Genomic DNA, 26,717 nt, shown 5'->3' with positions numbered 1-26,717 from the left:
ATCCTCAACTCATGGAGAGTCAGCGGCTAACGCCGCATCTCGTCAGACCAGACGGCTCTGCTCGACGGCTGCTTCGATGAAGCTGGCGAACAGCGGGTGCGGGTCGAGCGGGCGGCTTTTCAGTTCCGGGTGGTACTGGACGCCGATGAACCACGGGTGATCCGGGTACTCGACGGTTTCCGGCAGGACGCCATCCGGTGACATGCCGGAGAATTCCAGGCCGCAGGCTTCCAGGCGATCCTTGTAATCGACATTGACCTCATAGCGGTGACGGTGACGCTCGGAAATCTCCGTCGAGCCGTAGATATCGGCGATCTTGGTGCCCTTCTTCAGGCTCGCCTTATAGGCGCCAAGACGCATGGTGCCGCCGAGATCGCCCGACGCTGCGCGCTTCTCCAGCGCATTGCCCTTGACCCATTCGGTCATCAGGCCGACGACCGGCTCTTCGGTCTTGCCGAATTCGGTCGACGAGGCCTTTTCGATGCCGGCGAGATTGCGGGCCGCTTCGACGACCGCCATCTGCATGCCGAAGCAGATGCCGAAATAGGGCACCTTGCGCTCGCGGGCAAAGCGCACCGCCTGGATCTTGCCTTCGGAGCCGCGCTCGCCAAAACCGCCGGGAACGAGGATGCCGTTGACCTTTTCGAGATAAGGCGACGGATCTTCCTTTTCGAAGACTTCCGACTCGATCCACTCGAGCTTGACCTTGATGCGGTTGGCGATGCCGCCGTGATACAGCGCCTCGATCAGCGACTTGTAGGCATCTTTCAGGCCGGTATATTTGCCGACGATGGCGATGGTCACCTCGCCTTCCGGGGTGCGGATTCGGTTGGCGACTTCAAGCCAGTTTTCGATGCGTGGCGCCGGTGCCGGCTCGATGCCGAAGGCGGCAAGCACCTCGTTGTCGAGGCCTTCGCGGTGATAGGCGATCGGCACGTCATAGATCGAGGCCACATCGAGCGCCTGGATGACGGCGGACGGGCGGACATTGCAGAACAGCGACAGCTTGCGGCGTTCGGCCTCCGGAATTTCGCGGTCGGCACGCACCAGCAGGATATCGGGATGAATGCCGAGCGCCTGCAGTTCCTTGACGGAATGCTGGGTCGGCTTGGTCTTCAGCTCGCCGGCAGCCGCAATATAGGGCATCAGCGTCAGGTGGAGATAGATCGCGGTGCCGCGCGGAAGATCGTTCTTCAGCTGGCGGATCGCCTCCATGAACGGCATCGCCTCGATATCGCCGACCGTGCCGCCGATTTCGCAGATGACGAAGTCGAAATCGTCATTGCCTTCGGTGACGAAATTCTTGATCTCGTTGGTGACGTGCGGAATGACCTGGACGGTGGCGCCGAGGTAATCGCCGCGGCGTTCCTTGTCGATGATGTTCTTGTAGATGCGGCCGGTGGTGATGTTGTCGGTCTTGGTCGCCGAGCGGCCGGTAAAGCGCTCGTAGTGACCGAGATCGAGGTCCGTCTCCGCGCCATCGTCGGTCACGAACACTTCGCCGTGCTGCGTCGGGCTCATGGTGCCCGGATCGACGTTGAGATAGGGGTCAAGTTTGCGAAGCCGCACCCGGTAGCCCCGGGCCTGCAGCAACGCTCCGAGAGCAGCTGCGGCTATCCCTTTGCCAAGGGAAGAAACCACGCCGCCAGTGATGAATACATATCGCGCCATGGGCTTCACCGGATACCGTTTCAAAAATGATTCCGCCACCGAAAAATTCATCTTTCAGAATTTTTCCGTTCAAAAGGTTCGGGTGGCAAAATTCAAACAAAAGAAAACCGGCGGAAGACTGGCTTCCGCCGGCGATTATATCTGCTTTGAGCCTTACTGGCCGCTTGGGACTTCCGAACCGGATGTCGCCGGCTTTGTTTCGGTCGTCGCAGGCGTCTGCGTTGCAGGCGTCTGTGTGGTGGTCGCAGGCGCCTGGGTGTTGGCGCCGGACTGTGCCGGTGTCTGGGCAGGCGTCTGTGTCTGGGCAGGCGTCTCGCCAGCCGGCGGGGTCGCGCCGCCGCCAAGCGAATCAAGCACGCCCTTGCCGTTGTTGGTCGTGCCCGGGATACGATCGAGAACGTCGGTCGCGTTCGGCTGGTAACGGGCGAGAATGCCCATGCCGAGCGCCAGCACGAAGAACAAAGCTGCAAGGATGGCGGTGGTGCGGGTCAGCGCATTGGCCGTGCCGCGGGCGGACATGAAGCCCGAGCCGCCGCCGATGCCGAGGCCGCCGCCTTCGGAGCGCTGAATGAGCACGACGCCGATCAGCGCCAGCACAACCATGAGATAGATGACAAGCAATACGGTCTGCATTTTGTCCAGTCCTGCCTTAGATCACGTTCCGTCCGGCTTGAAAAAGCCAGAGAGCAGACACGCAATCGGGTGATCGTCCGGCATGGGAGACACATTGAAATTGCAACGCAAGTTTCAGCGTCCGCTCCACGCGGCAAAGATTAGTGTTGGCGGCTGCATATACCAAGCCACCGCGCATTAAAAGCCCCTGCCCGCCTTACCATGGACTTAATACCAGGGATCGGCGGACAGAAACCCAAAGGACGGCTTATCGCCAGTCCGCCGGCATCATGCCGTCAAGTCTTCATACGCCCGGTAGATGGCGAGGAAGTCGCCGGCTTTCAAGCTTGCGCCGCCGATCAAAGCGCCATCGACATTGGCAATGCCCATCAGTTCCCTGGCATTGCCCGGCTTGACCGAGCCACCGTAAAGGATGCGCATCTGCGCGCCGGCAGGGCCAAAACGTGCAACGAGCTCGGATCGCTGGAAGACATGGGCCTCTTCGACGTCGGCTGCCGTCGGCGTCAGGCCGGTGCCGATCGCCCAGACGGGCTCATAGGCAATGACGGTGTTTTCCGCGGTGGCGCTATCGGGAATGGAGCCCGCCAGCTGGCGCTTCAAGACGTCCAGCGTCTGGCCAGCCTTGCGCTCGTCACCCGTCTCGCCGATGCAGATGATGGCGATGAGATCGGCGGCATAGGCAGCTTCGGCCTTGGCACGCACCAAAGCGTCGGTTTCCTTATGATCGGTGCGGCGTTCGGAATGGCCGACGATCACGTGGGTGCCGAAGCAATCGGCAATCATTTCGGCGGAGATATCACCGGTATGGGCGCCCGAAACCTTTTCGTGGCAATCCTGCCCGCCGATCAAAAGCGGGCTGTCGTCGCAGAGCGCGGTTGCCACATAAAGCAGCGTCGCCGGCGGGCAGATCAGCGTTTCGACCTTTGCCGACAGGTTTCCCTTGACGCCTTCCGCCATCGCCTTGATCTGATCGAGCGACGCCCGCAGACCATTCATCTTCCAGTTTCCGGCAACCAGCGGCTTTACGTCGGGCGTCATGTCGTCTCCTTAAGGGTATTGTCCTTTTCCCGGCAAAGGCCCTAGCAAATAAGCAGGGCAAAGAAAAGCAGGCCGCCACGCTGCGGCCGGTTTACCCTGAGCTTGGTATCGAAACCGTGATGGCCGGACGGCTTGTGGGCACCCCGCGAAAGAGCGATGATTCGGCGGAGCTTTTGACAATCGGAGATCGATGATGCTGCGCAATGGGCCGGACACGTTCGGATGGGTGACCATTTTCCTTCACTGGACGATTGCCCTTCTGATCGCCGGGCTGTTGGTCCTCGGCTATGTCATGACCCGGCCGGACATCGACCCGGCGCTGCAATTCAACCTCTTCCAATGGCACAAGTCCCTCGGGTTCACGGCCCTTGGACTTTGTATCATCCGGGTCCTCTGGTGGCTGGCGGGCAAACATCCGGCGGCTGTTGCCGGGCTCTCCGTCACGGAAAGACGTGCGAGCTTTCTCGTCCACATCCTGCTTCTTTGCCTGACGCTGGCAGTGCCGGTCACCGGGTGGGCGCTCGCGTCAGTCTCGACGCTGGATATTCCGAGCTTCTATTTCAATCTCGTCGTCATCCCGCATCTGCCGCTGGAGAAATCCGCCGTCGCTGAGGCCTTGTGGACAACGACCCATGCGGTTCTCGCCTATAGCCTGGCAGGGCTTGTGCTGATGCATGCAGGGGCTGCCTTCCACCATCACTTCATCCGCCACGACGCGGTGCTTGTTCGCATGCTGCGCAACAGGTGGCGGGACGGCTAGGAATATTCCAGCGGCATCTTGCGTCTTACAAAGCGCAAACCAGACATCGGGAAGGACCGCAGATATGTCCGCACGTTTGACCACAATCACCGCCACATTGATAAGCCTTACAGGTCTCGTGGCTCATCCGTCTTTGTCCGAAGCCAAGGCACCGACGCTGGATGACGCAGCCGGCCGCTACGATATCGATGGGTCCTCGCAGATCAATTTCAAAGTCGGCCAGGTCGGCGGCGGTGGCATTTCCGGCAAGTTCACGAAATTTTCGGGCACATTCCAGCTGGACGGCGGCGACATCGGCAAGTCCGTGGTGGAATTTGCGCTCTATCCGGAAACCGTTCAGACCGGCGAGCCGCGCATCGAGAATTTTCTGCGCTCCACCGCCGTGTTCGACACCGCGAACCATCCGAAAATCGTCTTCCGCTCGACGAAGATCACTCGAACCGGTGAAAACACCGCCGAAATCGAGGGCAATCTGACGGCCAAGGGCACGACCAGGACCGAACATTTCGACGCGACACTGACCAAATGGAACCGGCGCGTCATCGGCTTTCGCATCCAGGGCGGCGTCTACCGCACCCGTTACGACATGTCGGTCGGAATACCGATCTACTCGAATATCGTTGAGTTCGACATGATGGTGAACGGGCAAAAACACTAGCCTTTGCCATTCTCGCATGCCGCATTCTTACAAACCTGCACACTGTTCCGGCGGGAACATGTCGGCGGCCCGATCCAGAGCCATGATATATTGAAACCGTCACTCCCCGTTTGGGAATTGACGGCCTAAAAATGCACTCTTACTCTTCTCAGCATTGCTCATTCTTCACTTGTTACATGGCCTGGAAATCCGGGGCGAACCTATGCGGTGTGCTTTCTTCAAATCTCTGGTTTTCAGTCTTAGCCTGCTTCCGGTCGCAGCGGGTGCGCAAGACGTATTGACCACGGCGACGCCAGGTTTGCTGGTTCGCTCGCTCGACCCCGTGCTGGTGCAAAAGGAAAAGACCCGCGGCTTGAAAATCATCGGCGCCAAGGATCTGGAGAAGGTCAACATCTATGGCGACAGGCTTGCGGCAACGGTCAATCTCGCGGTCAATTTTCATTTCGGCTCGGCCGAGCTGACACCGCAGGCAGAGCGCCTTCTCGACAATGTCGGCATGGCGCTGCAATCTAGCGACCTTGCATCTTATCTCTTCCTGATCGGCGGCCATACGGATGCGACCGGCACCAACGCCGAGAATCTCGACCTCAGCCGGGCGCGCGCTGCATCGACGACGCAATATCTGCTGGCACATTACAAGATCGATCCAAGACGGCTGGTTTTGCGCGCGTTTGGCGAAACCGCCCTGCTCTTCCCAGCGGATCCCGAAGACGGGCGCAATCGCCGGGTCGAGATTTCGACGCTGAAACAATAACCAGCCGGACAGCCGGAATCAGAAAGGGCGCGGTGCATCGGCACCGCGCCCTTGTTTCATTTTTCTGCGGCAATCAGCCGATCTGGCTGCCGACGAAATCCTTGACGATGCGGATGATGCCGCGGCCAAGCAGGTCATCGAGCGCATCGACGAACTGGTCGACATGCTGACGTTCGCAGATAAGCGGCGGCTCGAGCCGGATGACGTTGCGATTGTATTCGGTGAAGGCAACCAGCGTGTCGTAGTCGCGCAGAAGCAGCGCCCCGATGAAGCCGGACAGCGAGCCCTTGAGCTTGTCGTCCAGCACGGCAACGACCGGGCGCAGGACCATCGGCAGGGTCTGGCTGAAATCCTGGAATTCCAGGCCGACCATCAACCCCTGGCCGCGAACATCCTTGATGATCTTCGGATATTTCGCCTTCAGCGCGTTCAACCGTTCGAGCAGGTATTCGCCCTGAACCGCAGCGTTTTCGATCAGGTCCTCGTCATACATGATGTTGAGGCCTTCGATCGCGGTGATGCATGCCTCGCCGATGCCGCCGAAGGTGGCATGGGCGTGGATCATCGCCGTCGCCTTGGTGCCATAGGCCTTCATGTAGACCTCGCGCCTCGCAATCATTGCTGCCATCGCGGACTTGCCGCCGCCGAGCGATTTCGCCAGCGCCGTCACATCCGGAACGACGCCGGCATGTTCGAAGGCAAAGAAACGGCCCGACCGGCCCATGCCGCACTGAACCTCGTCGGCAACCCAGATGACGCCATGCTTGTCGCAGAGCGCGCGCACTTCGCGCCAGAATTCCGGCGATGCCTGAACGATGCCGCCGCCGCCCTGGATGGTTTCGAGAACCAGGACACCGATGGTCGGATCGCGCTCGAACGCATTGCGGATCGCATCGATATCTCCGAACGGGACCTTGACGTTGTTGTCGAGCAGCTTGAATTCGCCGCGATAGAGCGGGCCGTCGGTGATCGACAGCACGCCCTTGGTTTTGCCGTGGAAGGAATTTTCGGCATAGACGATGCGCGGACGTTTTGGGCCAGCCGCACGTTCGGCAACCTTGAGGGCTGCTTCCATGGCTTCCGAGCCGGAAGAACCGAGAAAGACCATGTCGAGATCGCCGGGCGCGATCGTCGCAAGGTTCTTGGCCAGCGCCGCCGCATATTGCGACAGGAACGCGATGGCAATCTCGTGACGGTTTTCGTCCTGGAATTTTTTGCGCGCCGAGAGGATGCGGGGATGGTTGTGACCGAAGGCCAGCGAACCGAAACCGCCGAAGAAATCGAGAATCTTGCGGCCGTTCTGGTCGGTGTAATGCATGCCCTCGGCACTTTCGACCTTCACCTTGTTGAAACCGAGCAGCTTCATGAAATGAAGCTGGCCCGGGTTCAGGTGCTCCTTGAAGAAGGTCGTCATGTCGGCAAGGCTCATGGCCTTGGCCTGTTCGACGGTGATGAGGTCCGGCTTCCTGATTGCGCCGGCAAGGGCGGATGCCTCGATGGCGACGTGTTGGGTTTTGTCGAGCATTGTCGTGATCCCCTGGTTCATTCGGCCGGTACGGCGGCTGTGTGTGCGAAAGCCTTGCCGGCCTTTTTGACGCGGTATTCATCGTAGGCTGCGATCAGCATGGCGCCGTCATTGTACTCAGCCTTCCAGCCCAGCTCCTTCTTCAGCTTGCCGGTTTCGCGGATGCACATCTCGTCGGCGATCAGATACTGTTCCGGATCCATGATCGGCATGTTGACGAAGTCGAAGGCTGCGAGCGTCGCCTTCACCGCGAAGGCCGGCGTCGGCACCAGGAACGATTTCGAGCCGGCATGGACGATCAGGTCGCCAAGCAGCTTCTTTACCGATGGCGGATTGTCGGAACCGAGATTATAGGCCTCGTTCGGCACGCCACCCTTCCAGGCAAGACGCGCTGCCTCGGCGCAATCGAACACCGAGATGAACTGGTACGGGTTCTTGCCCGAACCGATCATAGGCACCGGCAGGTTGGCGTCGATCAGCTTGAACAGCTTTTCCAGAATGCCGAGACGGCCAGGCCCGATAATGAGGCGCGGGCGAAAAATCGAGATGTTCATGCCCTGCTTGCGCCATTCGGCCGCGAGCTGCTCGGTTGCCCATTTTGACTTGCCGTACTCACCGAGCGGCTTTGCCGGATGCGCCTCGGTCTGTGGCGACATGATGGTGTGGCCGTAGATCATGTCGGTGGTGAACTGCACCATCCGGTTGGCGCCGGACTTTGCCGTCGCCTTCATGATGTTTTCGGCACCGTAATAATTGACCGGCCAGAAGAACTGCCAGCGCTTGGAGCGCACCTGCAATGGCGACAGCATCTTGGCCGCCATGTTGTAGACCATGTCGTCCGGGCCGATCTCGACCTTCATCACATCGTCGGCATTGGTGACGTCGCAATGGACGAAACGGGCACGGGCGTAATGCGGCAGGTCGGACTTGGCGATGTCGGCAACGAGAACCTCTTCACCGTCCTGGACCAGACGTTCTGCGAGATGACGGCCGACGAAGCCGTCCCCGCCGAAAATGATATGTTTCATGATGCGCTCCCGATTTTTACTGTTTTTGCGCCCGCGGCTTCAAGCGATGGCTGGTCTTCATGCGAAGACATGCCAGACTGGGCAATGAGAATGGTGCCGACGCAGATGAAGCCGATGCCGGCGATGCGCCAGGCGTTCAGATCCTCATGGAAGACGAAATAGGCAAAGACGGCCACAGCCACATAGGCAAGGCTCAGAAATGGATAGGCGAAGGAGAGTTCCACCTTCGAAAGCACGTAGAGATGCGACACCATCGAAATGACGAAGGTGGCAAGTCCGGCAAAGACCCAGGGGTTGAAAACCACCTGGAAAATACGGGCAATGAAAGTATCAGCCGTGAAGGTCAACGGTCCAAGCGACAGCATGCCCTGTTTTAGCATGACCTGTGCTGCAGCATTGGTAATCACGGTGAAGAGAATGAATACAATATACTTCATGTCGATGTTCCCTGTTCCCGTCGCAACACCTACACGCAAGAGTCGTATATTCGGTGAAATTCGGGCGTTTATTTAATTCAAATTGTTCCTATTCTCATTTTGGCAAAGCCCATTCTCATTTCGGCAAAGAAAGGGCCGTCCGCTTCCAGAAGTTGGAAACCATGGCCGGATCGCGCAATGCTTCCAGCTGCCGCCAGCGCGGGAACGAGAAATCAAAGGTTTGCGGACTCATCCGGGCATCCTTGTAGGGATTGATGGCGCCACCGGCCTCGACAACCATGGCGTCCAGCCGGTTGAGAAGTTTAAGGGTCTCTTCACCCTGATTGACGAAATCCAAAGTCAGCGTAAAACCGGGCCTCGGGAAGGATAAAAGCCCGCCGGAAGTCTGCTCGCCGAACTTCTTCAGCACGGTGAGGAAAGACGCGTGGCCAGCCTTGCGGGCAGTCTCCAGCAGCCGTGCCGTCAGCTCCGGGGCGTTCCCGGTGGGATAGACGCTCTGGTGCTGGTAGAGGCCCTTGGGACCATAGAGCCGGTTCCAGTTGCCGATGGCATCCAGCGGGTGGAAATAGCCTGGCCACTTGACCGTCTTGACCGTTTCGCCGCGCTTTTCCTTGCGGAAATATAGCTCGTTGAATGCCTTCAGCGTCACCGTGTTCAAGAGATTGAACGGCGGCGCAAAAGGCACCGACAATTTTCTCGCACGCGGCATGTCGGGAAATTCGCAGGACGCATCGGCATGATCGCCGGCCAGAAGAACGCCCCTGCCCGCCCGCTTGCCGGTCGCCAGCTGATCGATCCACGCGACGGAATATTCATGCTCGCCGTCGACTGTTTCGACCATGCCGAAATAGTCTGTGAGGCTGTCGAAGCGGATCGCATGCTGCTGGATATGGGCGGATGGTACCTTCATCAGCTGCAAGTCAACCGACAGGATCAGTCCCGTCAGGCCCATGCCGGCGATGGTGGCAAAGAACAGTTCCCGGTTTTCCGTGGTCGAGCATGTCAGCACGTCGCCGCTCGATCGCAGCAATGTCAGGCCAAGGACATGCTTGCCGAACGTCCCGCGCGCGTGGTGGTTCTTGCCGTGAACATCGTTGGCGACAGCACCGGCAACGGTCACGGATGCGGTTCCCGGCGTTACCGGCAGGAAAAAGCGGTGCGGGATCGCCGTTTCGAGGATGGAATGAAGCGTGACGCCGGCGTCGCAGGAAATGATCCCGGTTCCCGGATCGAAACCAAGGATACGGGTGCGCACCCGGCTCTCGATCAGCCTGCCCTGGTCGTTGTGGCAGCTATCGCCATAGGAGCGGCCGTTGCCGAAGGGCAGGAACGCACCGGGTGCTGCATTTTCGCGCAGGTTCTCATAGGCATCGGGGGATACGGACTGGCGCTCGCGGCAATCGATCCGGCCCCAGCTGTCGAATTCGCGAGTGGTCATGGCGTTCCCATAGCACCGGCGAGCACGAAGCCTGCGCCGATCGCCATGGTCACGAGGCTGCGCCAGTCGCGCATGATGAACACCACCGGATCCTCATGCAGCATGCCGCGGCGGGCCAGCATCCAGATGCGCAGCAACATGTAGAGGACAAGCGGGCAGAGCGGCCAGAGCGCCCAGTCCAGCGTGTACATCTCCTGCATTTCCTTGCTGTGGATATAGAGCGCCAGAACCAGCGCCGAGGCGAAGGCCGAGGAGACGCCGGCCTGCCCGACCATTTCGAAATCGACGGCCAGATAGCCGCGCCCAGGCACCTGGTTGCCGTCACGGCCGTCATATTCGTCGAGTTCGACATAACGCTTGACCAGCGCCAGGCTGAGGAAAAAGAAGATCGAGAACGACAAGAGCCAGAAGGAAAGCTCGGTGCCGGTCGCGGCTGCGCCGGCGATGATGCGAACCGTGTAGAGCCCTGCCAGCGTGAAGACATCGACCAGCAGCTTGCGTTTGAGCACGAACGTGTAGGCGGTGGTCGCCAAGGCATAGAATCCGAGCACAAGCGCGAAATCGGAGGGCAGCACAGCCGTCAGCGACAGCGAGGCAAGGAGCAGGCACAGCGCCAGCATCAGCCCCATCGGCACCGACATCTGGCCACTGGCCAGCGGCCGGAGGCGCTTCTTGGGGTGGCGCCGGTCGTTGGTGAGATCCGACAGGTCGTTGATCACATAAACGGCCGAGGCAAGAAAACTGAAGGCGAAGAACGCCAGGATGACATTGACCACCGCATCCATGTGCAGAATGTCGTGGTTGAGGATCATCGGCACGCCGATCAACACATTCTTTGCCCATTGATGCACCCGGATCGATTTCAGGGCGGCGAAAGGTGCGGCGCTGCCGAGATCGAGCCGCTCGGCATCATGGGCCCGCCGCCATTTTTCGGCGGCGGCATCGGGTGCCACGACAATCGCCTTGCGCGCGGCATCAAACACCGGCACGTCATCGCGGCTGTTGCCCATATAGTCGAACCCGCCCTCGCCGAACTGTTCGATCAGTTTTTCCCGCTTGCGGCGGCTGGTGAGGTTGATGTCCGTGGTGCTGTGCAGGACGGAGGAAAAAGCGCCGGTATGAGCTGCGACCCCGAGCGCGACGCTTTCGGCGGCGCCGGTGACCAGAATGACCTCCCGGCCGGTTTCGCGTTCGCGCGCCAGGCGTTGGAGTACCGCCTCGCGATAGGGCCAGTCGGCCGCCTGACGTCCGGAGCGCGCGGCAACCTCGTATTTCAGCCGCGCCTTGCCCTTCGCCATCCAGACAAGGACTGCAAACACCATCAACGGATTGCGCAAGAGAATGATCGCCACGCCCTCCCAAAGCGTGTCGGCGGCAAGCAACGTGCCATCGAGATCGACGCACAGCGGAATATGCCGCGTTTCTGTCCGAGCATCCATAGATCAAACCCCGATAATATACGCCTGGGACAGTCCCATGATCAGGTTTCGAAAAAGCAAACAGCGCTCGCCTTAAAGTTTCAAACTACGGCGTTGGTTAACGAATCCCGGATATATTAGGAGCTTCAGTCAAGCCCGATCCAGTTTAACGCATCGCGCCAGTCCGTCATGCGAACGGGGGTGCCATGCGATCCGGTCTGGAACAGCACGAAGCGGCTGGGATAATTGGCTTTCTTCAACGACCGGTAGAACGCAATCTGATCGGCTGCTGCATAGACGCTGTCGTCGCTGCCGTGACTGAAGAAGATCGGCAGTTTCTTTTTGTAGGCGGCACTCTTGTTGAACGTGGGATCGGCAGGCCCCCCCATGATCATCATGCCCTTCAGGGCCGCAACCGCCTGCGGATTTCGGGTGATGCCCCAGCAGATGAAGCTGCCCATCGAGGCACAGGCCAGCACCACCGGCCTGCCCGGTGATTGCTGTCGGGCAAAGGCGACCAGTCCGGCGATATCTGCGACACCCGCATCATCGAAGGAGCGGATGCTCGGGGCATAGTAGGCACCGCCGTTTCCAACAGCGAGGTTCTTCAGGCGATTGAAATTGCCGCCGAACGACCAGTCGTTGGCGCCGAGCCGCCGGTCGCCTCCCCGGCCGTGGACGAAGATGACCGTGAATGCCGCACCACTCGGGGCACCGACCCGCATCACATCGAGCGGCCGGTTGGCCAAATCAAGCGTCTCGTTGGCCTGTGCGCGCTTGACGCCAAGCGAGACATAGGCCCGCCTTACCCGGCGTTCCGGCTCCTGGTCACGGCCGTGGATATCGCGCATCTTATCGTAATCGATGACGCGGTAATCGCCGCCATCCCCGGTTTCCAGCACCGTTCCGTAGGAAAACAGCTCATCCTTGAATGGCTTCAGCGGTGCTGCCTGCGCTGGCAAGGCCAAGGCGATCATGACAATTGAGGCAAAAACAACGCGAAAGGTGAAATGAGCTGTGGACAGGTGCATCCGGAATGTTCCTCTTTTGATCCAAGCCTTGCCATCGGACCTTCCGCAAAGCAACAGTTGGGGCTATTGAAGGCTCGATCGGCGTTTTGGCGCGTGCGGCTGAATCCCTTGGGTTGCCTGGTCGCTCTCGCGCCGAGATTTGGCAGAATTCCGGCGATTCGTGCAGACATTCATGACGGCCCAGTCCGCACCCCGGCCCGGATCTGAAGCCGCCACCACGGAAAGACATCAAAACAGACTATGACCGACAGCAACGATCTCTTTTCAGCATTGCCCCTGGTACCGAAGCCTGCGACGGATGCCGTCGTGCCGAAGCCGGTCGTTGTGACGCCCGCCGCCGCTCCCGTGGTGGAACAGCGCAGCGGCGCCTCCACGACGCTGAAGGCCGATACCGGCGATTACAATGCCTCGACGATCGAAGTTCTGGAGGGGCTGGAGCCGGTGCGCCGGCGGCCGGGCATGTATATTGGCGGCACCGACGAAAAGGCGCTGCATCACCTGTTTGCCGAAGTCATCGACAATTCGATGGACGAAGCGGTCGCCGGACACGCCAATTTCATCGACGTCCATCTCGACGCCGAAGGCTGCCTGTCGGTCACCGATAACGGCCGCGGCATCCCGGTCGAGAACCATCCGAAATTTCCGGGCAAGTCGACGCTCGAAGTCATCATGACCATCCTGCACGCAGGCGGCAAGTTCGACAGCAAGGTCTACGAGACCTCAGGTGGTCTGCACGGCGTCGGCGTTTCCGTCGTCAACGCGCTTTCGGACATTCTCGAAGTCGAAGTTGCGCGCAATCGCAAGCTCTACCGCCAGCGCTTTTCGCGCGGCATTCCGCAAGGCGGGCTGGAAGAGCTGGGCGATATCCAGAACCGGCGCGGCACCAAGGTGAAATTCCACCCGGACCCGGAAATCTTCGGTTCACACGCAAAATTCGACCCGGCCCGGCTGTTCCGCATGGCGCGGTCCAAGGCGTACCTGTTTGGAGGCGTCGAAATCCGCTGGTCCTGTGATCCGGCACTGATCGAAGGCACGGATACGCCGGACAAGGCGGTGTTCCACTTCCCCGGCGGCTTGAAGGACTACCTTCAGGCGACGATGGGCAAGGAATTCACCGTTACCCGCGAAATCTTTGCCGGAAAGACGGAAAAGACCGGCGGCCACGGCGCGATGGAATGGGCGGTCACCTGGTATGGCGGCGACAGCGTCGTGCATTCCTATTGCAACACCATTCCGACACCCGAAGGCGGCACGCATGAAGCCGGCTTCCGCATCGCGCTGACCAAGGGCCTGAAGGCCTATGCCGAACTGACACAGAACAAGCGCGCGGCGATCGTCACCACCGAAGACGTGATGATCTCGGCGGCCGGCATGCTGTCGGTGTTCATCCGCGAACCGGAATTCGTCGGCCAGACCAAGGACAAGCTGGCGACCGTCGAAGCCCAGCGCATCGTCGAAAACGCGCTGCGCGATCCCTTCGACCATTTTCTCGCCGACAACCCGCAGGAAGCCCATAAGCTCTTGGAATGGGTGATCGAGCGCGCCGACGAACGGGTGCGCCGCCGCAAGGAAAAAGAGGTCACCCGCAAATCGGCGGTGCGCAAGCTGCGCCTGCCGGGCAAGCTTGCCGACTGCTCGCAGAATTCGGCCGAAGGTGCCGAATTGTTCATCGTCGAAGGCGATTCGGCCGGTGGCTCGGCCAAGCAGGCACGCAACCGCTCCAACCAGGCGATCCTGCCGCTGCGCGGCAAGATCCTCAACGTTGCCAGCGCCGGCCGTGAAAAGCTTGGAGCCAACCAGCAGATCAGCGACCTCATCCAGGCGCTCGGCTGCGGCACGCGCAGCAAGTACCGCGAGGAGGATTTGCGCTACGAGCGCGTCATCGTCATGACCGATGCCGACGTCGATGGCGCCCATATCGCCTCGCTGCTGATCACGTTCTTCTACCAGGAAATGCCGGAGCTCGTGCGGGGTGGCCATCTCTATCTGGCCGTGCCGCCGCTCTACCGCATCACCCAAGGCGCCCGGACGCTCTACGCCCGCGACGACGCCCATCGGGTGGAACTGATGGAGACGGAATTCAACGGCCGCGGCAAGGTCGAGATCGGCCGCTTCAAGGGACTTGGCGAAATGATGCCGGCGCAGCTGAAGGAAACCACCATGGATCCGGCCAAGCGCACGCTGCTGAAGGTTGCCATCGACGAGGTGGATTTCGAAGGCACGCGCGAAGCCGTCGACAACCTGATGGGCACCAAGGCCGACGCCCGCTTCCGCTTCATTCAGGAACGCGCCGTGTTTGCGGACAACCTGGACATCTAGGTCAAAGCCTTGATAGGCCGATTCAACACGCTGTTGAATTGATTCAACTTTCCGCTCCAACTGACGGAGCGGAAACGATTTCCCCTGCGAGGAACTGACTCTGCGTCAGGCGATGGCTTTTTCCATGAACAGGCTGAGCGGGTCCGGTTGATAAGAACCGAACGGCCCGATCTCGACATAGCCAGCGGTCTTGTAGAGGCCGATCGCCTCGGGCTGGTAGATGCCGGTCTCAAGCCGGATCACCGACAGGCCGGCCTCGCGGCCGTGACCCTCGAGATGCTCGAGCAGCTTGCGGCCGATTTTCAGGCCGCGCGCCTGCGGATCGACGAACATGCGCTTGATCTCGGCGCTGCCGTCACCTGCATCCACCAGCGCACAACAGCCGACAACGTTTCCTTCGTGACGGGCGACGAAGAAGGAGACGGACGGTTTTTCCAGTGTCGATACATCGACGAGATGATTGCTTTCGGCCGGATAGAGCGACTGCGCATAGGCGTCGGACTGGTCGAGCAGGTGCAGGACACCGGGCTGGCGTGGCGATTCTTTTTCAATGGTCAAAGTCACTTGGCGTTATTCCTTCACAGATCGATTCATGCCGCTTCCAGTCAACACTAAAGCACAGCGCTGAAAACGACAGACGGCAAATCTCGCCATACTCGACCACTGCCCCTCACCCAGCGCAACCGGCAGAAACAAATTGTTTCCAAGCTTTCCCCACTTTGCCTTACTTCCGGAGCAAACAGACTTTTAGTTCAGCGAACTCAGAATCGCTCCTTACCGAACGATCTTCACCGAATTGGAGAAACATCCGCGATGGTTCCTGCCCTGATCGTCATGACAATTCTCGGCTGCGACGACAGCGTCAGCCAGTGCCACTACGTCTCAACCGTCAGCGGCACATGGCAGAGCATTGCCGTCTGCGATGCGGAATCGCAGAAACAATTGCCGAAATTCTCCAATGCCAACTATCCGGTGATCGTCGCGGTCTGCGAAACTTCCGGCGACAAGATGGCGGAAGCAAAGGATCCTGCACCTGTGCCCGCAACACAGCCTGCTCTCGATCAGGCGCATGCCGTCACGCCGGACGCAGTCCCGGCACCACCCACCACCCAACAAAAGCAGCCAAGCCTGCCCCGCCGGACATTGGCGATGGTGACCGGAGCCCTGCCGGATGCCTCGACCCTGCGCAACGCCGTGACAAAACCCGTCCACTATATCGAGGACGGCTATTCCTGGGTGGCGCGGAAGTTTACGAAGTAGCCCCTATACCAGCCCGGCAGCGATCAGGCTTTCGGCGCTGGCACGGATTGCCTCATCCTCCGGGCGAGGTTTCCATCCGAGCACGCGCCGCGCCTTTTCGTTCGACACGCGCGCGTCGCGGCCAAGCTCACCGGCAATCAGCTTCAGGCCGGGATCGAAGCGCGCGGCTAGTCTCGCAAGCCAGTTGGGAAGAACGAATTTCGGCAGCTTTTTCCCATAGGCAGGGAAGTCGTGTTTCAGGACATTGGCGATATCCCTGATCGATAGCGCCTTGCCGGCGATGATGAAACGTTCGCCGGCGGCCCCAGTGGTCGTCATGGCAAGAACGTGCGCTTCCGCAGCATCACGCACATCGACGACCGGCACGCTGAAATCCGGCATGGCGGGATAACGGCCCTTCATCAGGCTTTGCACCACACCGACCGACGTGCCTGCCTCGGCGCCCAGGATGGGGCCAAGGATCATGCCCGGATTGACGACGACCAGTTCGAGGCCGGTGTCGCGGGCAAAGTCCCAGGCGGCGCGCTCGGCTAGCGTCTTCGATTTGTAGTAGGGCGTGGCCAGCGGCCCGTCGACATCGGTCCAGTCGGTTTCCGTAAAAGGCGCCCGGCCCGGACCGTAACTGACGGCGGCAATGGAGGATGTCAGCACCACGCGGCGAACGCCGGCATCTCTTGCGGCCCGCAGCACCCGCAACGTTCCCTGTTGCGCTGGCAGGATGAGGTCATTTTCATCTTTTGGAACGCTTGACGGAAAAGGCGATGCCGTATGGATCACATCTGTTACGCCGGAAAATGCCGCATCCCAGCCCTCGTCCGACATCAGATCTACAACAACGAACGAGAGCTTCCCACCTGTGACACCCTTGGCGGACCGGATCGCGGCCTCGATGGACTTTGCCTTTTTCAGCGACCGCAAGGTTCCACGAACCTCATATCCGGACAGCAGCAATTGTGCTGCGACATGGCGGCCAAGAAAGCCGCCTACTCCTGTCACTGCGATCAGTCTGCCTGCATCATCACTCATCGTTTTACCTCTTCGCTGTCATTCTGACATTTTCGGTCTATTTTGTCAGTTTGACATTTTTAGTCCAAAGTGTCAATTCAGCGAGATGGACGACAAGAAGCAGCATATCATGTCGGCAGCGGCGGACGTTTTTACCCGCTACGGCTTCAAGAAGGCATCGATGCAGGACATTGCCGATGCCGCCATGATGTCGCGCGCAGCGCTTTACCTGCATTTCAAAAACAAGGACGATCTGTTCCGGTCGCTGATGACATGGCATCACGGCGAAGCGCTGAAGGCGGCGGAAGCGGCTTTCTCGTCCGGCCGGCCTTTCATCCTGCGGATGGAAACGGCGCTGACGGATTTCACCATGACGATCATGGCGCCCGTCAAGGCCAGCACGCACGGACTGGAACTGTTCGAGGCCAACATGATGCTGGCCGGCGACATCAATGCGGCAACCTCGCTTCGCCTGCATACGCTGATTGAAAATGCAGTGAAGGGCGCGATTTCCCAGGATGAGATTTCGCTCTCCGCAACCGGCCTTTCGGCCGAAGCGCTGGCCGATCTGCTCTATGTCTGTCTGGATGGAATCAAGAAAGCACCCAACGGGCTCGAGAAACTGGAGCAACGGCTGGCCGCCCTGATGCGCCTGCTCGACACGTCAACGCGCCCCTCTTGAACGTCAGGCGGCTTCCCTCGAAGCAAGCAGCGCATAGTCTCGGGCCGTCTGGCGCTGCTCGGCAATGGTCAGCTTTTCGATCAGATCAGCAAGACCGCCGGACGCATCGGATACCTCGCTTTTGCCGCGCAGTTTCGATAACAAAACGGCGGAGATCGTGGCCGTCATCGTCGGTGAACCAACGCGGTTTTCCTTGCGCCAGATCAACACCGCTTCGGCAAACAGCGCGCTGACATCGCGGCCAAGGCCGGCACTTTCGAACAAAGCCCGGATGGCGTGGATACGGCCGTCGGACAGGATCGAGCGAACGCGCTTGTCGGCGACATCAGACAGGTTGACGATGGCGGCTGCAAAAAACTCGATCTTGCCGGAACACAATGCGTTCAGAAGGAAAGCCGGCGTCAACCGCCCCGTCACCCGAAGATGCTCGACGAGATTGGGGATCTGATCAGCGTTAGCTGCCCCCGCCATGCCGACGGCAGCCTTATCGCAGGCTTCGCGGGTGATCCGCTCGATGCGGCGTTCGCCGATCGCCGCCTGCACCAGACCAAACCCGGAAAGGGCTGCGCCAACCTTCTCGGCCAGCGCATGCCGGGCATCGGCCGGCAGATCGTCGCGGTCGAGCAACGTATTGCGAACCGACCAGAGATGGCCGAGCCGGTCGCTCAGGCGCTTCAGCGTCCGGCAGGAAAACCGCGCCTGCTCGTTTTCGAGCAGGATCAGAACCTCTTCCTCGCCGCCGATTTCGGCGATGGCTGCGGCAACCGGCCGTGACATGGCCTGGCGGGCGGCAATGACCGCGCGGGTTTCCGGCGTGCCCTTGGCGGCGAGATCGACAAGGTCCATATCGTTGAGCACAGGAGAACGCGAAATGACGGCATAAGCGGTTTCAGGCTGGTCTTCGGCCAGCGACAGGATGATGGCCCGGGGAATGCGCGCGCAATCTGCAATGGCTTCGGCGAGCGCCAACCGGACTTTCGGCGAGGGGTCATCAAGCAGAAAGGTCATCGCCATTTCGGCCGCATGTTCGTCGAGCGTATTCATTTCTGCCGCAACATAGGCGCGGCCCAACGCGCTGGCCGCCCGAACCCGATCGCTGGTTTTTGCGGTCTCGACCCAACGAAGAAATGCTTGAATGATCACCGACGCCTCACTACACACCAACCAGCCACAATCCTGGTATTCCTACGTTAGCGATCAAAGGTTTAAGATTGGTTCACCATGTCCGTTAACCGCTTCGAAATGACGCTGCCGATGCTGTGCGCGGAACCGAAAGCGCTGCTGGCGCAGATCGGTACATACGAGACGGCGACCCTGATCCTGGATATCCGCAACGACTGGCTTAGCGGAGAGGCTCCCGAGGCGGTGCAGGCGATCCTCACACAGAGGCAATCGACGGCAGGCTCGACGCTGTTTCGCGTTGGTGGACCGGACGACGAAGCCGGACAGGCCGCGATCGAGCGGCTGGTGGCGCTGAGGCCGCATGGCTTGGTGCTTTCCGGCTGTGGCGGTGCCGCCGACATTCAGAAGTTCGACGTCATGCTGCGGGTCGCGGAGGCCAGCAACGGGATCGAGGCGGGGTCGGTGGCGCTGGTGGCGGAATTTGGCGAGAACCCGATATTCCTTCTCTCACCGGTATCGCTGAAAGATATATCCCGGCGCCTGAAGGCCATCATTTTCGACAGCGAAGGCCTGACGCGGGCGACGGCTAGCCAAGTGTTCAACGCCGCAGCGTCAAGGACCGGCGCGCCGCTTCTCCTCGCAGCTGCGGCCGCTGTCATCAAGGCGAGACAGGCAGGCATTGCCTCCTACGCACTGCTGCAAGACAGGGATGACGATCCGCAGATCACGCGCGATATCGCGCTTGCCGATGGCTTTTCCGGCGTGGTTGCGCGCAACGCCGAACAATTGGCGGCGCTGGCCGTAATTTAGGACGCCGGACTATCGTGTGGGCCGTAACATTTCGAAGACGTCGCCGGCATCGCAATAATCCATATAGCCCATCCTGCCGACCGGCCGGACCTTGGCCATGTCGAAGCGTCCGTCACGGATCGCCTCGTCGCGGATGTGAATGCCGACGACCTGGCCGATGACCACGTGGTTTTCAGAGAGCGTTCCGTCGAGCCCCTTTGGCTGGAATATTTCCGTGACCTTGCATTCGAGTGCCGCGTAAGCTTCGGCAACGAAGGGTGCCTGAACGAACTGGCCTTCAATGGGCGTCAATCCGGCAAGTGCGAATTCGCTCTTGCCATGCGGAACCGGAGCCGATGTGGCATTCATCGCCTCGCGGATATCGAAGCTGACGAAATTGGCGGTGAACTCACGGGTTTCCTCGATGTTGCGCACCGAATCCTTGCGGCCGGACGAGGAGAACATCACCAGTTTCGGTGCATCGCTGATCGCGTTGAAGAAGGAATAGGGCGCCAGATTGAGGCTGCCATCCGCGGCCCTCGATCCGATCCAGCCGATCGGCCGTGGCGAGACGATGGCCTTGAACGGATCATGGGCAAGGCCATGGACGTTTTGCGCAGTTGCATAAAACATCAGGCGTCCTCACCCACCCAGGTGACGATCTCGGTCAGTGCCGGTCGCGGACGTTCCGTCGGCGGCACCTGCGGCGTACCGATGTGAATGAAGCCCGCTATTCTCTCGCCGGACTGAACGCCGAGCAGCGGATAGGCCTTTTCATCGAAGGCGTACCATTCGGTCAGCCAGTTCGAGCAGAACCCGAGCGCGTTGGCAGCCATCAACAGGTTGAGGCAGACGGCCCCGGCCGACATCAGCTGTTCCCATTCCGGCACCTTGACATGCGGGGCCGCCCTGCTGACGACGGCGACGACGACCGGCGCGCGCGACAGGCGTGCGTTTTCCACCTTGATCATCTCTTCGGAAAGATCGGGTTTGGCTGCGAGCGCCATTTTCGCCAGTTCGGCACTGATGCGAACCCGCTCCTCGCCGCGATAGACGATGAAGCGCCAGGGCGCCAGCTTGCCATGATCGGGCACGCGCGATGCAAGCGTCAGCATTTCCTCGATTTCAGCCGTGTCCGGTCCCGGTCCACCCATCTGAAAGGCTGGAATAGACCGGCGGGTTGCCAGATAATCACGCAGGCTGATTTCAGTTTTCATTGCCGTCCATTTCCACTAGTTTGCCACCGCACGCCGCTACCACGAGGGCAGCCACGAAATTGCCATATCGGCGTTTCAAGTGGAGCCACACACTCAGGATGTCAACCACCCCATGCGCATCAAGGCCGGTCACGTTCGCGCTGTCACCATAGCGCTGGTTGTTGCAACAACTGGCGCCCGTGCGCCACAGGCGCAGGAGCTTGCCGACCCCTTCAAGGCCTTTCCGGCGATCTCCGCTCCGACCAAGAAAATGCCGAAGCTCAACAGCTTCAATCCGACGGTCCCGGATGCCGCGACGCAGGGTCCGACGGCGAAAGACATTCAATTGGAAGCGCATCTGACGGACAAGGGCAAGTCTGTCGAGCAGGGCCTGACCTGGCGCGTTTTCAGCCCTATTCCCGGCTCGGACGGCAAGCTGCCGCTGGTGGCCACGTCGGAAGGCGGATCGGCGGCGTTCCAGCTCATTCCCGGCGAGTATTTCGTCAACGTCGCCTTCGGCCGCGCTGGCGCGACGCGCAAGATCAGGGTGGCAGACGCCGGCTTGGTCGAAAAGCAGGTGCTGGTGCTGGATGCCGGCGGCGTCATGCTGAATGCGGTGTCCGGCAGCGACGTACGCATCCCGCCGGGCGAACTGAGCTTTTCGATCTTTTCAGCGGATTCGAAAGAAGACGGCGAACGGGCGCTGGTTGTCGCCGACGTCAAGCCGAACACGGTCATCCGGTTGAACACCGGCACCTATCACGTCGTTTCCAACTACGGCTCGGTCAATGCCGTCATTCGCGCCGATATCCAGGTGGAAGCCGGCAAGCTGACGGAAGCGACGATCCAGCACCGCGCCGCCAAACTGACACTGAAGCTCGTCTCGGAGCCGGGCGGAGAAGCGATTGCCGATACCGCATGGTCGATCCTGACCTCATCCGGCGACGTCGTCAGCGAAAGCGTCGGCGCTTTCCCGACGCTGGTGCTTGCCGAAGGCAGCTATTCCGCGGTGGCGCGCAACAACGAGAAGATTTTCCAGCGCGATTTTACCGTCAAGGCCGGCGTCAACACCGATGTCGAGGTCCTGCTCAACGACAAGGGCGTACAGCCCGCATCCGGTGCTTCCGACGCACAGGACTGAAGAACTAGGACGCAGCCCTTTTGAGAAACGGCTTGCGTGGCGGCGCCATGCAGAACACGCCGTCATAGATCCGCGTCAGGATATCCTTGCGATCGGCAATCGCACTCAGCTCTTCCCATGCAATCAGCTGGCCGATGCGCGACGAGATGGTCGTGCCGGACAGCCTGCGGAACTCGCGGATCAACAGCGAGATGCGCAAGGTCAGCGAAACCTTGCTCGCCAGGTGAAACAGCCTGCCGTTCTGGCCTTCGAAATAGATCGGGATGACGCTTGCCTTGGCCGCCTGGATGAGTTTGGCCGGAAACATCTTCCACGGCAGATCCTCGGCCCTGCCAAAACCCTTTCTTGCCGTGGCAACACCACCGGCCGGAAAGACGATCAGGGTGACGCCTTCCTTGAGGAGCCGCACGGCCTCGTGGCGCGTCTGCATGTTGATCGCCAGCGCTTCCTTGGTTTCTTCAAACGAAATCGGCAACGAATAGGGCGCCATTTCCGGCACCTTCAAGAGTTCGTTGTTGATCAGCACCCGGAACGGGCGGCCGAGCTGCTCGGCAAGCGACAGGACGGCAATGCCGTCGCCGATACCGAAGGGATGGTTGGCGACGATGACCACGGGCGTATCGGGCAGATGACGCGGCGGCCATTCGCCCTGGACACGGACGCGCACATCGATCAGGTCGAGCATTTCGCCGAAAATCCGGTCGCTCTTGCCGACGATGTTATGGCGCCACTGATTGTAGAGCCTGGCGTAGCGATTGCGCCCGGCAAGCCCTTCCATGGAACGGATAAACCAACGTTTCAGCCGTCGATCGTTCTCGTTGGCGTAAGACAGCTCTTTGAACTGCACGTTGTTCCCCGTTCCAAGAAAAGGTGCGTCCGGAAGGGACGCAGCACAGGTATTTCGATCTGCCGGATCTGCGTTCCGGCGGCGGACGCTTATTCCACCCATCACGCATAAACCGGATAGTCTGCCAATGTTACAGTTTTCTGACAGAAGACTGAAGGCGCGGCCCTGCCGCACCTTCCCGACGGGATCATACAGGCTTTCGCCGATGATCAGGCCTTGGCCTTGCTCCGGCGCTCGGCCTTGCGCTTGACGTCCGGCGGCGTTGCTTCCAAGACCAGCGAGGCGATTGCCTCGTCGAGCGTCATCGGCGTTTGCGCCTGCGAACCGAGCCTACGGATATTGACCGTCCGCTCTTCCGCCTCGCGCATGCCGCAGACGATGATCACCGGCACCTTGGTCACCGAATGCTCGCGGACCTTGTAGTTGATCTTCTCGTTGCGGAAGTCGGTCTCGACCTCAAGACCGGCATCGCGCAGCAGTTCGGCAACTTCACGGCCATAGTCGTCGGCTTCCGAGGTGATGGTGGCGATGACGACCTGCAGCGGCGAAATCCACAGCGGCATATGGCCGGCGAAATTCTCGATCAGGATGCCGAGGAAGCGTTCCATCGAGCCGCAGATGGCGCGATGGATCATCACCGGCTGGGTCTTTTCCGAGTTGCTGTCGATGTAGAAAGCCCCGAAGCGTTCCGGCAGGTTGAAATCGACCTGCGTCGTGCCGCACTGCCATTCCCGGCCGATGGCGTCCTTCAGCGTATATTCAAACTTCGGGCCGTAGAAAGCGCCCTCGCCCGGCAGGATACCGGTCTTGATGCGGCCTTCCGACTGCGCCTCGATCGTCTTCAGCACGTCCATCATGACGCTTTCGGCGCGATCCCAGAGCGCATCGTCGCCGACGCGCTTTTCCGGACGGGTCGAGAGCTTGACGACGACTTCCTTGAAGCCGAAGTCCTGGTAGACCGACAGGATCAGGTCGTTGATGCGCAGGCACTCGGCCGCCATCTGCTCGTCGGTGCAGAACACATGCGCATCGTCCTGCGTGAAGCCGCGTACGCGCATCAGGCCGTGCAGCGCGCCGGAAGGCTCGTAGCGGTGGACGTTGCCGAACTCGGCAAGCCGGATCGGCAATTCGCGGTAGGATTTCAGGCCATGCTTGAAAATCTGGATATGGCCGGGGCAGTTCATCGGCTTCAGCGCGAAGACGCGCTCGTCGTCGGTCTCGTCACCGGCAACCGTCACCTTGAACATGTTGTCGCGGTACCAGCCCCAGTGGCCGGAGGTTTCCCACAGCGACTTGTCGAGCACCTGCGGTGCGTTGACTTCCTGGTAGGTGCCGGCCAGCCGCCGGCGCATATAGGAAACCAGCGTCTGGAAGATGCGCCAGCCCTTGCCGTGCCAGAAGACCACGCCCGGGCCTTCTTCCTGGAAATGGAACAGGTCCATCTCGCGGCCAAGCCGGCGATGGTCGCGCTTTTCGGCTTCGGCGAGAATGTGCAGATACTGGTCGAGCTCTTCCTGCGTGCGCCAGGCGGTGCCGTAGATGCGCGTCAGCATCGGGTTGTTGCTGTCACCGCGCCAATAGGCGCCGGCAACCCGCATCAGCTTGAAGGCATTGCCGATCTGGCCGGTGGAGGCCATATGCGGCCCACGGCAGAGATCGAACCAGTCGCCCTGATAATAGATCTTCAGGTCCTGATCGGCGGAGATCGCATCGACCAGCTCGACCTTGTAGGCTTCGCCCTTGTCGGCAAACACCTGACGGGCCTTGTCGCGCGGCCAGATTTCCTTGGTGAAGGGCTTGTTGCGCTGGATGATCTCCTTCATTCGCTTTTCGATCTTCGGCAGATCGTCGGGCGTGAAAGGTTCATTCTTGGCAAAATCGTAATAGAAGCCGTTTTCGATTACCGGGCCGATGGTGACCTGCGTGCCCGGCCACAATTCCTGCACGGCTTCGGCCATCACGTGGGCCGTGTCGTGGCGGATCAGTTCCAATGCTCGGGCGTCTTCGCGGGTGACGATCTCGAGCTTGCCGGTGACGACCGGATCGGACAGGTCGCGCAGCTCGCCATCCAGCGCGATGGCGATGGCTTTCTTTGCAAGCGACTTGGAGATCGATTCGGCGACGTCACGGCCCGTCGTGCCAGCGGCATAACCGCGGACGGAACCATCGGGAAATGTAAGGGAAACAGCGTCAGACATAATAATCTCCTATCCAGTCCCGCCAACGAATGCGGGTGGTATGGGTGGAAGCCGGTCATGCCGGCGCGTGCGGTGCGCGGTATAAAGGGAAAGTAGCGGGATTGGAAGGGGTGGTGAGGTCATCTCCGTGAGTGCTTCGTTCAAACGTTAACCGGCATCAATGCAAATCGCTTTCGGCAATGATTGAATCAGCCTGCTTTTCTGCTAAGTTACATGTAACCAGTATTTTGAGAGAACCTCCATGCCCTCAAAACCCTCACGTGTAAAAGTCGGTGAATACCGGGCGCGATTGCGCGCTCAAGGCCTACGGCCGATTCAGATCTGGGTACCGGATGTGCGCTCGCCTTCGTTCAAGACCGAGGCGCGCCGCCAGTCGCTTGCGGTTGCGCAAAGCGCCGAGGCCGAAGACGATCAGGCCTTCATCAATGCGGTCTATGACCCGGGCAATGAATGAGGCGCGGTGACATTTGGACCGTTGCCGGCGGCGCGGATTATGCGGGCAAACCGCGCCCGGTCGTCATCATCCAGGACGACAATTTCGATTCGACGGCGTCGATAACCATCTGTGCGTTCACATCGGACGAAACCGAAGCGCCACTGTTTCGGCTTCCTGTCGCGCCGAGCGCACGCAACCGCCTTGTTGCGGTATCCCGCCTGATGGTCGACAAAATCACGACCGTGCCGAAATCGAAAATCGGACGGCAGATCGGGCGGCTCGATGACGAGGACATGCTGCGGCTAAACCGTGGCCTGCTGGTCTTCTTCGGGCTCGCTGGCTCGATGAAGCAACAAAATTAAAGCCTCGCAGGCGCGGCCATTGACCGGCCGCAAGACCCGCTTGCCGATGTCAGTCGCCTTTTGCGTCCGGCATCGCATCGAGCATCGCGTTAAGTCCGTTGACGGTGTTGGCGTTGCGCAGCGTACCCACGCCCAGCTTCTTCGCCGTCAGATGGGATAGAAGCTTCGTTTCGCTCGGCTTTCCGCCGAAATCGATCCAGAGATCGCCGTCAACCAGGGCAAGGCGCAGCTCCGGCGGGGCGATCTTTTCGAGTTTTTCGAGATGTGTGGTGGTGAGTGGCTGGCGCATGACGCGCACGACGGCAACGCTGCCGTCGCTTTCGGGAAATGGATTTTGGCAGGCAAGCCGTTTCCAGCCACTGGCGCCTCGGACAATGATATCGACATGTTTTCCGAAATGCCGGCAAAACCCTTCCTCGAGCCGCGCCTCGATCACCGCGACCGGTTCGCTGGCGGTCTCGAAGACCAGGTTTCCGGTCGATACAAGCGTACGGGTGTTGCGAAAGCCGAGCCCTTCGGCCATCGCCCGAAGCTCCGACATTACCACACGGCGCCCAGTGCCCAGCACGATGCTATGCAGAAGCGCGACATAGACCGTCATTGCGCCGCCGCCGGCCGCCAATACCGCCATGGCGTATACCAATGCTTCGACGGCGCGAGACTTTCCGGCACCGGATCGAGGCCGCTCGTTCCCCCCGGCCCGCAGCGCATGAATCGGAACAACACCATCCAGCCGCCCGGCCAAAAACCGTGGCGGGCGATGGCCTCGTAGCCGTATTCAGAACAGGTGGGGATGTGGCGGCAGGAATTGCCGATGAAGCCGGACAGCGTCAGCTGGTACAGCCGGATGAAGGCCATGCCGAACAAACGTCCGGGTGTCTTTCGAAATGGCCCCGCATAGTTGCGGCCCGAATAGGGCCGTCTGACGTCCCCGGTCTCATGGCCCTGACATCCCGGTTCGCCGCACAT

At 60.3% G+C, this 26,717-nt stretch carries 28 protein-coding genes; 10 read left to right on the top strand and 18 right to left on the bottom strand.

Annotated elements, in window-relative coordinates; translation table 11 throughout:
* Positions 1–42 precede the first annotated feature (42 nt).
* The 3 genes from ACP7BS_RS11645 to tpiA all read right to left on the bottom strand — a co-directional run bounded on the left by ACP7BS_RS11645 (position 43) and on the right by tpiA (position 3,342).
* Positions 43–1,671 (bottom strand): CTP synthase, encoded by a 1,629-nt coding sequence (locus tag ACP7BS_RS11645; protein ID WP_113318494.1) that lies wholly within the window; start codon positions 1,669–1,671, stop codon positions 43–45.
* Positions 1,672–1,824: 153 nt separating this feature from the next.
* Positions 1,825–2,304, bottom strand: a complete 480-nt coding sequence (gene secG, locus ACP7BS_RS11640; protein WP_426238243.1) for a preprotein translocase subunit SecG — start codon at positions 2,302–2,304, stop codon at positions 1,825–1,827.
* A 267-nt stretch (positions 2,305–2,571) separates the two neighbouring features.
* A complete protein-coding gene (tpiA, locus tag ACP7BS_RS11635) occupies positions 2,572–3,342 on the bottom strand; it encodes a triose-phosphate isomerase (protein WP_426238242.1) in 771 nt (256 codons plus the stop codon).
* A gap of 193 nt (positions 3,343–3,535) precedes the next feature.
* Between tpiA and ACP7BS_RS11630 the strand changes: the two genes are divergently transcribed.
* From ACP7BS_RS11630 to ACP7BS_RS11620, 3 genes are all read left to right on the top strand, one after another.
* Positions 3,536–4,102: a cytochrome b gene (locus tag ACP7BS_RS11630; RefSeq protein WP_426238241.1), complete on the top strand. Its 567-nt coding sequence runs from the start codon at positions 3,536–3,538 to the stop codon at positions 4,100–4,102.
* A 64-nt stretch (positions 4,103–4,166) separates the two neighbouring features.
* The gene (locus tag ACP7BS_RS11625; RefSeq protein ID WP_426238240.1) at positions 4,167–4,760 is read left to right on the top strand and encodes a YceI family protein; all 594 of its coding nucleotides are present in this window, start codon (positions 4,167–4,169) and stop codon (positions 4,758–4,760) included.
* A 277-nt stretch (positions 4,761–5,037) separates the two neighbouring features.
* On the top strand, positions 5,038–5,514 hold the full coding sequence (locus ACP7BS_RS11620) for an OmpA family protein (RefSeq protein ID WP_426238239.1): 477 nt from the start codon (positions 5,038–5,040) through the stop codon (positions 5,512–5,514).
* A gap of 73 nt (positions 5,515–5,587) precedes the next feature.
* Here the strand turns inward: ACP7BS_RS11620 and ACP7BS_RS11615 are convergent, their stop codons facing one another.
* The 6 genes from ACP7BS_RS11615 to ACP7BS_RS11590 all read right to left on the bottom strand — a co-directional run bounded on the left by ACP7BS_RS11615 (position 5,588) and on the right by ACP7BS_RS11590 (position 12,391).
* On the bottom strand, positions 5,588–7,039 hold the full coding sequence (locus ACP7BS_RS11615; RefSeq protein WP_426238238.1) for an aspartate aminotransferase family protein: 1,452 nt from the start codon (positions 7,037–7,039) through the stop codon (positions 5,588–5,590).
* Positions 7,040–7,056: 17 nt separating this feature from the next.
* A complete protein-coding gene (locus tag ACP7BS_RS11610) occupies positions 7,057–8,067 on the bottom strand; it encodes an NAD-dependent epimerase/dehydratase family protein (protein WP_426238237.1) in 1,011 nt (336 codons plus the stop codon).
* Positions 8,064–8,504 carry a transporter gene (locus ACP7BS_RS11605; protein WP_426238236.1) on the bottom strand — a complete coding sequence of 147 codons (441 nt, stop codon included), beginning with the start codon at positions 8,502–8,504 and terminating at the stop codon, positions 8,064–8,066. The genes ACP7BS_RS11610 and ACP7BS_RS11605 overlap by 4 nt, the downstream gene beginning before the upstream one ends.
* 115 nt (positions 8,505–8,619) lie before the next feature.
* Entirely contained in the window at positions 8,620–9,942 is a 1,323-nt protein-coding gene (locus tag ACP7BS_RS11600) for an FAD-binding protein (protein ID WP_426238235.1), read from the bottom strand.
* Positions 9,939–11,381 carry a UbiA family prenyltransferase gene (locus ACP7BS_RS11595; protein ID WP_426238234.1) on the bottom strand — a complete coding sequence of 481 codons (1,443 nt, stop codon included), beginning with the start codon at positions 11,379–11,381 and terminating at the stop codon, positions 9,939–9,941. The genes ACP7BS_RS11600 and ACP7BS_RS11595 overlap by 4 nt, the downstream gene beginning before the upstream one ends.
* Before the next feature lie 125 nt (positions 11,382–11,506).
* The gene (locus tag ACP7BS_RS11590; protein ID WP_426238233.1) at positions 11,507–12,391 is read right to left on the bottom strand and encodes an alpha/beta hydrolase; all 885 of its coding nucleotides are present in this window, start codon (positions 12,389–12,391) and stop codon (positions 11,507–11,509) included.
* Positions 12,392–12,631: 240 nt separating this feature from the next.
* On the opposite strand from ACP7BS_RS11590, the gene parE reads away from it, so the two are divergent.
* A complete protein-coding gene (parE, locus tag ACP7BS_RS11585; RefSeq protein WP_426238232.1) occupies positions 12,632–14,710 on the top strand; it encodes a DNA topoisomerase IV subunit B in 2,079 nt (692 codons plus the stop codon).
* A gap of 105 nt (positions 14,711–14,815) precedes the next feature.
* On the opposite strand, the gene ACP7BS_RS11580 is transcribed toward parE, so the two are convergent.
* Positions 14,816–15,274 carry a GNAT family N-acetyltransferase gene (locus ACP7BS_RS11580; RefSeq protein WP_426238231.1) on the bottom strand — a complete coding sequence of 153 codons (459 nt, stop codon included), beginning with the start codon at positions 15,272–15,274 and terminating at the stop codon, positions 14,816–14,818.
* Between the two features lie 249 nt (positions 15,275–15,523).
* On the opposite strand from ACP7BS_RS11580, the gene ACP7BS_RS11575 reads away from it, so the two are divergent.
* A complete protein-coding gene (locus ACP7BS_RS11575) occupies positions 15,524–15,970 on the top strand; it encodes a hypothetical protein (RefSeq protein ID WP_426238230.1) in 447 nt (148 codons plus the stop codon).
* Between the two features lie 3 nt (positions 15,971–15,973).
* On the opposite strand, the gene ACP7BS_RS11570 is transcribed toward ACP7BS_RS11575, so the two are convergent.
* Positions 15,974–16,996: an SDR family oxidoreductase gene (locus ACP7BS_RS11570; protein WP_426238229.1), complete on the bottom strand. Its 1,023-nt coding sequence runs from the start codon at positions 16,994–16,996 to the stop codon at positions 15,974–15,976.
* Between the two features lie 109 nt (positions 16,997–17,105).
* On the opposite strand from ACP7BS_RS11570, the gene ACP7BS_RS11565 reads away from it, so the two are divergent.
* On the top strand, positions 17,106–17,657 hold the full coding sequence (locus ACP7BS_RS11565) for a TetR/AcrR family transcriptional regulator (RefSeq protein WP_426238228.1): 552 nt from the start codon (positions 17,106–17,108) through the stop codon (positions 17,655–17,657).
* Between the two features lie 3 nt (positions 17,658–17,660).
* On the opposite strand, the gene ACP7BS_RS11560 is transcribed toward ACP7BS_RS11565, so the two are convergent.
* A complete protein-coding gene (locus tag ACP7BS_RS11560) occupies positions 17,661–18,800 on the bottom strand; it encodes a DUF2336 domain-containing protein (RefSeq protein ID WP_426238227.1) in 1,140 nt (379 codons plus the stop codon).
* A 78-nt stretch (positions 18,801–18,878) separates the two neighbouring features.
* Here ACP7BS_RS11560 and ACP7BS_RS11555 point away from each other — a divergent pair, with 78 nt between their 5' ends.
* Positions 18,879–19,589 carry a hypothetical protein gene (locus ACP7BS_RS11555; protein ID WP_426238226.1) on the top strand — a complete coding sequence of 237 codons (711 nt, stop codon included), beginning with the start codon at positions 18,879–18,881 and terminating at the stop codon, positions 19,587–19,589.
* 9 nt (positions 19,590–19,598) lie between these two features.
* Here the strand turns inward: ACP7BS_RS11555 and ACP7BS_RS11550 are convergent, their stop codons facing one another.
* Entirely contained in the window at positions 19,599–20,201 is a 603-nt protein-coding gene (locus tag ACP7BS_RS11550; RefSeq protein WP_426238225.1) for a flavin reductase family protein, read from the bottom strand.
* Entirely contained in the window at positions 20,201–20,785 is a 585-nt protein-coding gene (locus tag ACP7BS_RS11545) for a nitroreductase family protein (protein ID WP_426238224.1), read from the bottom strand. The genes ACP7BS_RS11550 and ACP7BS_RS11545 overlap by 1 nt, the downstream gene beginning before the upstream one ends.
* A 112-nt stretch (positions 20,786–20,897) precedes the next feature.
* Between ACP7BS_RS11545 and ACP7BS_RS11540 the strand changes: the two genes are divergently transcribed.
* Positions 20,898–21,905, top strand: coding sequence for a hypothetical protein (locus tag ACP7BS_RS11540; RefSeq protein WP_426238223.1), 1,008 nt, complete (start codon positions 20,898–20,900; stop codon positions 21,903–21,905).
* Between the two features lie 4 nt (positions 21,906–21,909).
* On the opposite strand, the gene ACP7BS_RS11535 is transcribed toward ACP7BS_RS11540, so the two are convergent.
* The gene (locus tag ACP7BS_RS11535; protein ID WP_426238222.1) at positions 21,910–22,752 is read right to left on the bottom strand and encodes a lysophospholipid acyltransferase family protein; all 843 of its coding nucleotides are present in this window, start codon (positions 22,750–22,752) and stop codon (positions 21,910–21,912) included.
* Positions 22,753–22,961: 209 nt separating this feature from the next.
* Entirely contained in the window at positions 22,962–24,950 is a 1,989-nt protein-coding gene (gene thrS / locus ACP7BS_RS11530) for a threonine--tRNA ligase (protein ID WP_426238221.1), read from the bottom strand.
* A 241-nt stretch (positions 24,951–25,191) separates the two neighbouring features.
* On the opposite strand from thrS, the gene ACP7BS_RS11525 reads away from it, so the two are divergent.
* Both ACP7BS_RS11525 and ACP7BS_RS11520 read left to right on the top strand, forming a co-directional pair.
* Positions 25,192–25,404: an antitoxin MazE family protein gene (locus tag ACP7BS_RS11525; RefSeq protein WP_426238220.1), complete on the top strand. Its 213-nt coding sequence runs from the start codon at positions 25,192–25,194 to the stop codon at positions 25,402–25,404.
* Positions 25,401–25,748, top strand: coding sequence for a type II toxin-antitoxin system PemK/MazF family toxin (locus tag ACP7BS_RS11520; RefSeq protein ID WP_426238219.1), 348 nt, complete (start codon positions 25,401–25,403; stop codon positions 25,746–25,748). The genes ACP7BS_RS11525 and ACP7BS_RS11520 overlap by 4 nt, the downstream gene beginning before the upstream one ends.
* A gap of 49 nt (positions 25,749–25,797) precedes the next feature.
* Here ACP7BS_RS11520 and ACP7BS_RS11515 read toward each other — a convergent pair whose 3' ends face one another.
* On the bottom strand, positions 25,798–26,349 hold the full coding sequence (locus ACP7BS_RS11515; RefSeq protein WP_426238392.1) for a DUF1697 domain-containing protein: 552 nt from the start codon (positions 26,347–26,349) through the stop codon (positions 25,798–25,800).
* The gene (gene yidD, locus ACP7BS_RS11510) at positions 26,346–26,717 is read right to left on the bottom strand and encodes a membrane protein insertion efficiency factor YidD (RefSeq protein WP_426238218.1); all 372 of its coding nucleotides are present in this window, start codon (positions 26,715–26,717) and stop codon (positions 26,346–26,348) included. The genes ACP7BS_RS11515 and yidD overlap by 4 nt, the downstream gene beginning before the upstream one ends.

Source organism: Pararhizobium sp. DWP1-1-3 (assembly GCF_049896125.1).
Lineage (GTDB): Bacteria > Pseudomonadota > Alphaproteobacteria > Rhizobiales > Rhizobiaceae > Pararhizobium.
This window is presented reverse-complemented; position numbering and strand designations above follow the sequence as displayed.